General features: G+C 69.3%; 8 protein-coding genes. 5 read left to right on the top strand and 3 right to left on the bottom strand.

Features of this window, described 5'->3' with window-relative positions:
• Positions 1-728: hypothetical protein (locus ETD85_RS57045; RefSeq protein WP_206059528.1), on the bottom strand; the 728-nt coding region annotated here is incomplete at its 3' end.
• A 369-nt stretch (positions 729-1097) separates the two neighbouring features.
• Here ETD85_RS57045 and ETD85_RS57040 point away from each other — a divergent pair.
• From ETD85_RS57040 to ETD85_RS57030, 3 genes are all read left to right on the top strand, one after another.
• On the top strand, positions 1098-2576 hold the full coding sequence (locus ETD85_RS57040) for an AMP-binding protein (protein WP_138698191.1): 1479 nt from the start codon (positions 1098-1100) through the stop codon (positions 2574-2576).
• Between the two features lie 84 nt (positions 2577-2660).
• Positions 2661-3017 carry a hypothetical protein gene (locus tag ETD85_RS57035; protein WP_138698190.1) on the top strand — a complete coding sequence of 119 codons (357 nt, stop codon included), beginning with the start codon at positions 2661-2663 and terminating at the stop codon, positions 3015-3017.
• Positions 3018-3144: 127 nt separating this feature from the next.
• Complete coding sequence (locus ETD85_RS57030) at positions 3145-4797, top strand: DNA repair helicase XPB (protein ID WP_138698189.1); 1653 nt, start codon at positions 3145-3147, stop codon at positions 4795-4797.
• Positions 4798-5053: 256 nt separating this feature from the next.
• Here the strand turns inward: ETD85_RS57030 and ETD85_RS57025 are convergent, their stop codons facing one another.
• On the bottom strand, positions 5054-5389 hold the full coding sequence (locus ETD85_RS57025; RefSeq protein WP_138698188.1) for a hypothetical protein: 336 nt from the start codon (positions 5387-5389) through the stop codon (positions 5054-5056).
• 120 nt (positions 5390-5509) lie between these two features.
• Here ETD85_RS57025 and ETD85_RS57020 point away from each other — a divergent pair, with 120 nt between their 5' ends.
• Together ETD85_RS57020 and ETD85_RS57015 are read left to right on the top strand one after the other, a co-directional pair.
• A complete protein-coding gene (locus ETD85_RS57020) occupies positions 5510-7594 on the top strand; it encodes a HelD family protein (protein ID WP_138698187.1) in 2085 nt (694 codons plus the stop codon).
• Between the two features lie 62 nt (positions 7595-7656).
• The gene (locus ETD85_RS57015) at positions 7657-8187 is read left to right on the top strand and encodes a YbhB/YbcL family Raf kinase inhibitor-like protein (RefSeq protein WP_138698186.1); all 531 of its coding nucleotides are present in this window, start codon (positions 7657-7659) and stop codon (positions 8185-8187) included.
• 129 nt (positions 8188-8316) lie between these two features.
• On the opposite strand, the gene ETD85_RS57010 is transcribed toward ETD85_RS57015, so the two are convergent.
• Positions 8317-8544, bottom strand: coding sequence for a hypothetical protein (locus ETD85_RS57010; protein ID WP_138698185.1), 228 nt, complete (start codon positions 8542-8544; stop codon positions 8317-8319).
• Positions 8545-8819 lie beyond the last annotated feature (275 nt).

Below are 8819 nucleotides of genomic sequence, written 5' to 3'. Positions count from 1 at the left end.
CCCGCCGGGCCGTCCACCGGGCCGTCCACCGGGCCGTCCACCGGGCGACCCGCGAGCGCCCCGATGGGCGGGAGGCCCGCGGCCAGGCGTACGACCTCGGCGGGCGTCGGCAGGCTGAGCGCCCGGTACCGGGCCCGGGAGAGCTCCTCGGCGCTCCGCCCCGCCCGCAGCGCGAACGTGCTGAGGCACAGGTCGAACAGCTCCCCGGGATCGGGCGCGGCCCACGGGTGCTCCACCTCGACGGCCTGGGACGGGACGCCGTTCCTGGTGATGACCAGGTACGACCCCAGCTCGGCCAGCTTGCGCGCCAGGTTGACCAGCTCGATCCGATCGGTGCTCTCGGCGATCCAGTCGTGCAGCAGGTAGGCCCGGCCCGGCCCGTACTCGGTCCTGGACAGCAGGTCGGCGGCGGTCCCCGCCGGGGACAGGACCGTGATGCGGCCCTCGGCCAGCGACATCCGGGACAGCAGCGCGATGGCCCCTAATCGCTTGCCGACCTCCTCCGCCCCCACGAGGACGAGCAGGTGGCGCATGGCCAGCCGGCGCACCGCGTCGGGAAAGCAGCCGGGCTCCAGGTAGGACCGCAGGAGCGTGTCGGCCTCTCTCCTGTTGAGGTCTCTGGGGATCGGGACGGCCGTCGCCCGCAGCCGTTCATTCACCGTTATGAGGCTCTGACTGAGCGTTATGTCGTCGAGGTCGATCTCGCCCGGTTCAGGCGTGTCGGTCACGAAGTCACCTCGGTCTTTACTGGAAACTTTTCTACAGAAAATATCGACGAACAACGAGTTTCTTCGTTTAATGCCAAGCCAATACGGAGCGTCACCGTGCAGCCCTGAACAGGCATTACGCGTGGCGCTTGCGGCCAAGGCCGCTGCATGGACATGTCGATCATGCCCTCCATTGCTCTCGGCAGGCCCGACGGCCGCTAGATCTCCCACCATTACACGATCTAGACCAGCCAGAAAACTCGAATGGCCACAGAGGGAGATTAATGTCTATTTACCGTGCATGAGAGCACCGTCCACAATGACTAGTCAAGAGTGACGCGGGAGATCCAAGGGTTGACGGCACAACCTCGATCGCATCAGGTTGTGCTTGTGACCGAGCAAACGCTGGGCCAGTTGGCCGAGAAGTCATGGAGCCGGTTCGACGACCACGACTCGGTGTTCTACGAGGGCGTCTGGCACCGCAGTCATGCGCTCGCCGAGCGGGCCCGCCGGATGTGCGGCGGATTCGCCGCGGCGGGGATCAGGCCGGGCGACCGCGTGGCCGTGATGATGGCGAACTCTCCCGAGGTGCCGCTCATCTACCAGGCGCTGTGGGCCGCGGGCGCGGTGGTGACCCCGGTGGTGTTCCTGGTGGGGGTCGACGAGCTGCGCCACATTCTCACCGACAGCGGTGCGTCAGCGATCGTCACCTCGCCCGAGCTGGCCGAGACCGTCCGCGCCGCCGCTCCCGAGCTGCCGATCTTCGTGGACACGGCCGAGCTGGAGCAGGCCCAGGAACGCGGTCCGGTCGGCAGGGACGCGGGCGACCTGGCCGCCCTCATGTACACCGGCGGCACCACGGGCAAGGCCAAGGGCGTCATGCTGAGCCACGGCGGCCTGTGGCGCGTGGCCAAGGACGCCTACGACATGTCCCACCAGGAGGGGAAGAACCGCGCGCTGGTGCCCGTGCCGCTGTCCCACGCGTACGGGCTGATCATCTCGGTCGCGTCCATGCACGCGACCGAGCCGCAGCAGGCGGTGCTGATGCGCTGGTTCGAGCCGAAGGCGTTCCTGAAGCTGGCCGCCGAGCAGCGCGTCCAGTACGGCACCGTCGTCCCCTCCATGCTCCAGCTCCTCCTCGCCGAGCCGCTCGAAGCGCATCCGCTGCCCGACCTGGCCTACCTCACGTGCGGGGCGGCGCCGCTCGGCAGGGAGACGCTGGCGGAGTTCGAGCGCAGGATGCCGGGCGTGCAGATCCTGGAGGGCTACGGCCTGACCGAGACCAGCGCCGTCACCACGTTCAACCCGCCCGGGCGGCGCAAGATCGGCAGTGTCGGCCTGCCGCTGCCCGGCTACTCGATCACCATCCGCGACGGCTCGGGCGAGGCGATGGAGATGGGTGACGTCGGGGAGATCTGCGTCTCGGGCGAGTCGCTGATGCTCGGCTACTGGGGCGAGCACGAGCCGGACCCCGACGGCACCGCGCTGGTCGGCGGCGAGCTGCGGACCGGTGACATCGGCTGCGTGGACGACGACGGCTACCTCCACATCGTCGACAGGAAGAAGGACCTGATCATCCGGGGTGGCTTCAACGTGTTCCCGCGCGACGTCGAGGACGCGCTCAACCAGCACCCCGACGTGGTCATGTCCGGCGTCGTGGGCCGGCCGGACCGCCGCGTGGGCGAGGAGGTGGTGGCGTTCGTGCAGCTCAGACCGGGTGGCACGGCGACCGGCGAGGATCTGATCGAGTGGGCCCGCGACCGGGTCGGCCGGGTGAAATATCCGCGCGAGGTGCGGTTCGTCGACTCGGTTCCGGTGACGAGCGTGCTCAAGCTCGACCGGAAGCTGCTGCGGACCTGGCTGGACTGAGATTCTGGGAGCCGTAGCGAGATCTCGCTCTCGGCCAGCCGCCCGTCGATTCCGTGATAAGTGTTGACCTGTCTGGAGGTGAACATGAGTCAGGAAGATCCGTCGGGATATCCGTACCAACCTTATGGGGCTCCCTACGGTCAGCAGCCACCCCCGCAATACGGCTATGGCTACGGCTATCCGCCGCCCCCGCGCAACGACGGCCCGAGCGCCAACGCGATCGTCTCGCTCGTGCTCAACCTCCTCTCGCTCGTCTCCTGCTGCAACATCCTCGGCGTGTTCGGGGCGATCCTGGCCGGCCTGGCGCTGGGCAAGGCCCGCACGGAGCCGCGATCGGCCCGCATGATGGTGATCTGGAGCTGGGTCCTGTTCGGGTCCGGCCTGGTGCTGAGCGTCGGCACGTTCCTCTTCCTGGGGTTCAACGGCTACTTCGACGACTGAGCCCTGGGGCCTCCTGACCGTGCCGCGGACTAATCCGGGCGTCTTCGTTGTTGGAGTCTCGGAGCGGCCGAGCCGGGATCAGGAGACGATGGTCCTGTTGCGCCAGGCCCCGAAACCCCACGGAGACATGCCAGTGAGCGATGGACCGCTGATCGTCCAGTCGGACAAGACGTTGCTGCTCGAGGTCGACCACGAGAAAGCCGACGCGTGCCGTAAGGCGATCGCGCCGTTCGCCGAGCTCGAGCGCGCTCCAGAGCACGTGCACACCTACCGCGTCACCCCGCTGGCGCTGTGGAACGCCCGCGCCGCGGGCCACGACGCCGAGCAGGTCATCGACGCGCTGATCGGCTTCAGCCGCTACCCGGTGCCGCACGCGCTGCTCGTGGACATCGCCGAGACCATGGCCCGCTACGGCCGGCTGCGGCTGGAGAAGGACCCGGTCAACGGCCTGGTCCTGACCTCCACCGACCGGGCCGTGCTCGAAGAGGTGCTGCGCTCCAAGAAGATCCAGCCGATGCTGGGCGATCGGCTGGGCCCCGACTCGGTCGTGGTGCATCCGAGCGACCGCGGCAACGTCAAGCAGGCCCTGCTCAAGCTGGGCTGGCCCGCCGAAGACCTGGCCGGCTACGTCGACGGCGAGCAGCACCCGATCAAGCTGCTCCAGGACGGCTGGTCGCTGCGCCCCTACCAGCAGGACGCGGCCGACGCCTTCTGGCACGGCGGCTCCGGCGTGGTCGTGCTCCCGTGCGGCGCCGGCAAGACCATCGTCGGCGCGGCGGCCATGGCGCGCGCCGAGGCCACCACGCTGATCCTGGTGACGAACACGGTCTCCGCGCACCAGTGGAAGACCGAGCTGCTCAAGCGCACGACGCTGACCGAGGACGAGATCGGCGAATACTCCGGCTCGAAGAAGGAGATCCGCCCGGTCACCATCGCCACCTACCAGGTGATGACGACCAGGCGGAAGGGCGTCTACAGCCACCTGGAGCTGTTCGACGCCCGCGACTGGGGCCTGATCGTCTACGACGAGGTCCACCTGCTGCCCGCGCCGATCTTCCGGATGACCGCCGACCTGCAGGCCCGCAGGCGGGTCGGGCTGACCGCGACGCTGGTGCGCGAGGACGGGCGCGAGGGCGACGTGTTCTCGCTGATCGGTCCCAAGCGCTACGACGCGCCGTGGAAGGAGATGGAGAACCAGGGCTGGATCGCGCCCGCCGACTGCGTCGAAGTACGCGTCACGCTGACGGACGAGGAGCGGCTGGCGTACGCGATGGCCGAGTCCGAGGAGCGCTACCGCTACTGCGCCACCACGCCGTCCAAGACGCACGTGACCGAGGCGCTGGTCCGCCGGCACCTGGGTGAGCAGGTGCTGGTCATCGGCCAGTACATCGACCAGCTCGACGAGCTCGGCGAGCACCTCAACGCGCCGGTCATCAAGGGCGAGACCAGGATCAAGGAGCGCGAGCGCCTCTACCAAGCCTTCCGCGACAAGGAGATCCAGGTGCTGGTGGTGTCGAAGGTGGCCAACTTCTCCATCGACCTGCCGGAGGCGGCCATCGCGATCCAGGTCTCAGGGACGTTCGGCTCACGCCAGGAGGAGGCCCAGCGGCTCGGGCGGGTGCTCCGGCCCAAGGCCGACGGCGGAGGCGCCCGGTTCTACACGGTGGTCAGCAGGGACACGGTCGATCAGGAGTTCGCGGCGCACCGGCAGCGCTTCCTCGCCGAGCAGGGCTACGCGTACCAGATCATCGACGCCGACGACGTGCTCGGCGGCGTCTGACCTGTATCGGGTCTGACCAGCACCGGTCCGGCAAGGAAAATGCCCGGCCGCTCGCCCGAGCGGCCAGGCATCGGTGCTGTGTCACGTCCACGAGACTCCGCGGGCCGAAGACATTCGAACCACCCCCCTCACCTGCGTACTATCACGCCGCCTGCGACATACCCCCATGATCCGCCAAACCCACCTGATATGCCCGATTTTTTCGGTATTCACAGTTTCGTGACATGAGTACGTTCTGCCCGGGTTCGTCCGGCGGCTAGCGGACGAGCAGACCCCCGAGGAACAGCACGCCCTCCGCGACGACCCACGCGGCCACTCCCGCGCCCATGAGCCGCGCGAAAACCCGCGAGTCGTTCCTGGACCGCGGCAGCAGCCAGGCGGTGGCCGTGCAGCAGGCGGCGAGCGCGGCGAACAGTCCGGACGCGGTGGAGACCGTGCCGAGCCGCTCCGAGCACGTGGAGGCGGACTCCCCGCCGGCGCAGAACGCCTCCAGCCCCCACCCGGCGAACACCGACAGTCCCCACAGCGCCGCCAGCAGGAAGCTCGCGATCGTCGGAATGATCGGCGAGAACTGGACCCGGATCCGCGCCATCACCTATCTCTACCCGCCCCGCCATCGGTAAATGCTTTGGAGTCATGCCGGAGTCACCATTAAACTGGCCGATTCGCTGCCTTGACCACCTCCGTTATTCACCATGGGAGGCACTTCCGCATGCCCGCACACCAGCTGGCCCCCGACATACCCCCCGACCTGCCCACCGACGTCCTCGCCGCCGAGCAGGCCCACCTTGCCGAGTCCAGGGCGGCGCTCAAGGCCATGCGCGCCCACGCCCAGTCGCTGTCCGCGGACGCGGCGGGCGACTGGGTGTCGCAGCAGATCCTCCAGTCGCTGCTCGACCAGCGCGTGGCCGCGCTGGCCGACCATCCGGACACGCCGCTGTTCTTCGGCCGCCTCGACCGCGCGGGTGGCGAGCGAAGGAGCTCGCGACGAGAGAGCGACGAAGGAGCCGACGAGGAGCGAAGCGATAGCGACCATGAGCACGACGACCTGCCCGGCACGATCTACGTCGGCCGCCGCCACGTGCACGACGGCACCAGCCGGGCGCTGGTCATCGACTGGCGCGCGCCGGTGTCCCGGGCGTTCTACCAGGCCAGTCCGGGCGACCCCATGGGCGTCGTACGCCGGCGCCGCTTCGGCTACCACGGCGGCGCGCTGACCGCGTTCGAGGACGAGCCGCTCGCCGAGGGCGGCGAGATCGGCCCCTCGAAGATCCTCACCGAGGAGATCGAGCGCCCGCGCACCGGCCCGATGCGTGACATCGTCGCCACGATCCAGCCCGACCAGGACGAGATCGTCCGCTCCACGCTGGGCCAGACGGTCTGCGTGCAGGGCGCCCCCGGCACCGGGAAGACCGCCGTGGGCCTGCACCGGGCGGCCTACCTGCTGTTCACCCACCGAGAGCGGCTGGCCAGGTCCGGCGTCATGATCGTCGGGCCCAACCGGGCCTTCCTGTCCTACATCTCCTCGGTGCTGCCCGCGCTCGGCGAGATCAAGGTCGACCAGACCACGGTGGCGGGGCTGCTCGGCGAGCACGCCACCCCCGAGGACCCGATGGTCGCGGCGATGAAGGGCGACGCCAGGATGGCGGCGGTGCTCGAACGCGCCCTCTGGCTGCACATCGTCAAGCCGGAAGAAGGCGTGGTGTACACCCAGGGCGCCCACCGCTTCCGGGTCGCCGACTACGAGGTGCGCGAGATCGTGGCCTCCCTGCGCGGCACGACGCGGTACAACCCGGGACGGGCCGCGCTGGCGCAGCGGCTGGCCCACATGGTGCTCGTACGCATGGAGCAGCGTGGCGACTCGCCCGACGACCGGGTCCAGGACGCCGTGGCCAGGTCGAAGCCGGTCAAGCAGCTCGTGGACGCGGTCTGGCCGAAGCTGACGCCGGAGCAGGTCCTGTATCGCCTCCTCTCAGATCCGGAATTTCTCGCTAAGGCCGCCAAATCCGACTTGTCGCCCGAAGAGCAGGAAACACTGCTTTGGCGGAAGCCGTACCGAGGCTGGAAGTCCGCGAAGTGGACCGCCGCGGACGCCGCGCTCCTCGACGAGCTCCGCGACCTGATGGAACGCACCCAGTCCTTGGGCCACCTGGTGGTTGACGAGGCCCAGGACCTGTCCGAGATGCAGCTCAGAGCGCTCGGCCGGCGCTGCCGCAACGGCTCCGCCACCGTGCTCGGCGACCTGGCCCAGGGCACCACCCCGTGGTCGACCCGCTCGTGGGAGTCGGTGCTGAAGCATCTGGGCCAGGACGAAGGGGAGGTGACGGAGCTGACGCTGGGCTTCCGCGTCCCGAGGGAGGTCCTCGACTTCGCCGCCCGCCTGCTCCCGTCCATCGCGCCCGACCTGGCCGCGCCGCAGTCCCTGCGTCCCGGCCTCGGCTCGCTCACCGTCCGCGGTGGCGGCTCCGTCGCCGAGGCCGCCGGAGAGGCCCTCACGAAGGAGGGCTCGATCGGCGTCATCGTCCCCGACGCGGCGGTCGAGGAGGTCTCCAAGGCGCTGGCCGGCCTCCCCCACGCCGTGCTCGACCCGGACTCGGCCGAGGAGCACCGCCTGCTGATCGTCCCCGCGACCCTGGCCAAGGGCCTGGAGTACGACCACGTCGTCGTGGTCGAGCCGGCGGACATCGTGGCGGCCGAGCCGAGGGGCCTGGCCAGGCTGTACGTGGTGCTGACCCGAGCGGTCACCTCGCTCACGGTCCTGCACGACAAGGCGCTGCCACCCCAGCTCGCACTCTGACAAGGCGCTGGGCACGGCCGCTTCTAGGATGGCGGAAGATGCTCTCAACCTAGGAGGATGCCGTGCCAGCACCGCTGCCACATGAACACCTGCCGTCGGTCCCCGCGCTCGTGGTCGAGAGTGACGACATCCAGGACGGCCAGACGCTGAGCGACCTGCACGTCTTCAACGACTGGGGGATGAAGGGGCAGAACCGCTCGCCCCAGCTCCGCTGGTCCGGCGCGCCGGACGGGACCCGCGGCTACGCCGTCACCTGCTACGACCCCGACGCCCCCACGGGCAGCGGGTTCTGGCACTGGGTGCTGTTCGACCTGCCGGCCTCCGTGACGGAGCTGCCCTCGGGCGCGGGCACCGGCCCCGAGTTCAAGGGGCTGCCCGCGGGCGCGGTGCACGCCCGCAACGACTACGGGACCAAGGAGTACGGCGGTGCGGCCCCGCCACCCGGCGACCCGCACCGCTACGTCTTCACCGTCCACGCCCTGGGCGTCGACAAGCTGGGTGTGGACGGCGACGCGAGCCCGGCCGTGGTGGGCTTCAACATCACCGCCAACACGCTCGCCCGCGGCCACATCGTCGCCCACTACGGCGTCTGACGCCCGGATTCCCCCCGCCTCGCCGGAGGGCGTGCGCCCGGCACGCCCTCCCGGCGAAAAGGCCACCTGAAAGAATCCGGGCGAAAAGCCCGGCGAATCAGGCCGGGCGCCGGGTGCGGAGCCCCGAGCTCAGTTCAGGAACTTGGCGTCGGCGCACGGCAGGAACTCCGGCAGCACCACGTCCACGATCGGAATCCCGAGCTCGGTGCCGGTCAGGCAGAACGGCCACGCCAGCTCCTGCAGCCGCCGCAATTCGAGCGAGCGGTCATCGTCCGCGTGTGCGGGGACGGCCATCGCCGTCGCGGCGGCGAAGGCCAATGCGGCGATGCCGAAAATGCGCTTGGTGCGGGAAAACATCCACTACTCCTTTGGGTGAGAGGTGTGTGGCCCCCACCTTTCCTCACTCCGAGTAGCGGATCAATTATGAAACGTAATGGCTCGGAAATGAAAACAAGGGCGACCCGGAAAACCGGGCCGCCCTTCGTGTCAACGGCGAAGAAAAGACCTAGAAGTCCATGTCGCCGCCGCCCGGCATGGCCGGAGCGGCAGGGTTCTTCTCGGGCTTCTCGGCGATGACGGCCTCGGTGGTGAGGAAGAGCGCCGCGATGGAGGCGGCGTTCTGCAGCGCGGAG

It is taken from the genome of Nonomuraea zeae, assembly GCF_005889725.1.
GTDB classification, from domain to species: domain Bacteria; phylum Actinomycetota; class Actinomycetes; order Streptosporangiales; family Streptosporangiaceae; genus Nonomuraea; species Nonomuraea zeae.
Note: the sequence above shows the minus strand (reverse complement) of the source record. Positions and strands in the feature narration are given on the sequence as shown.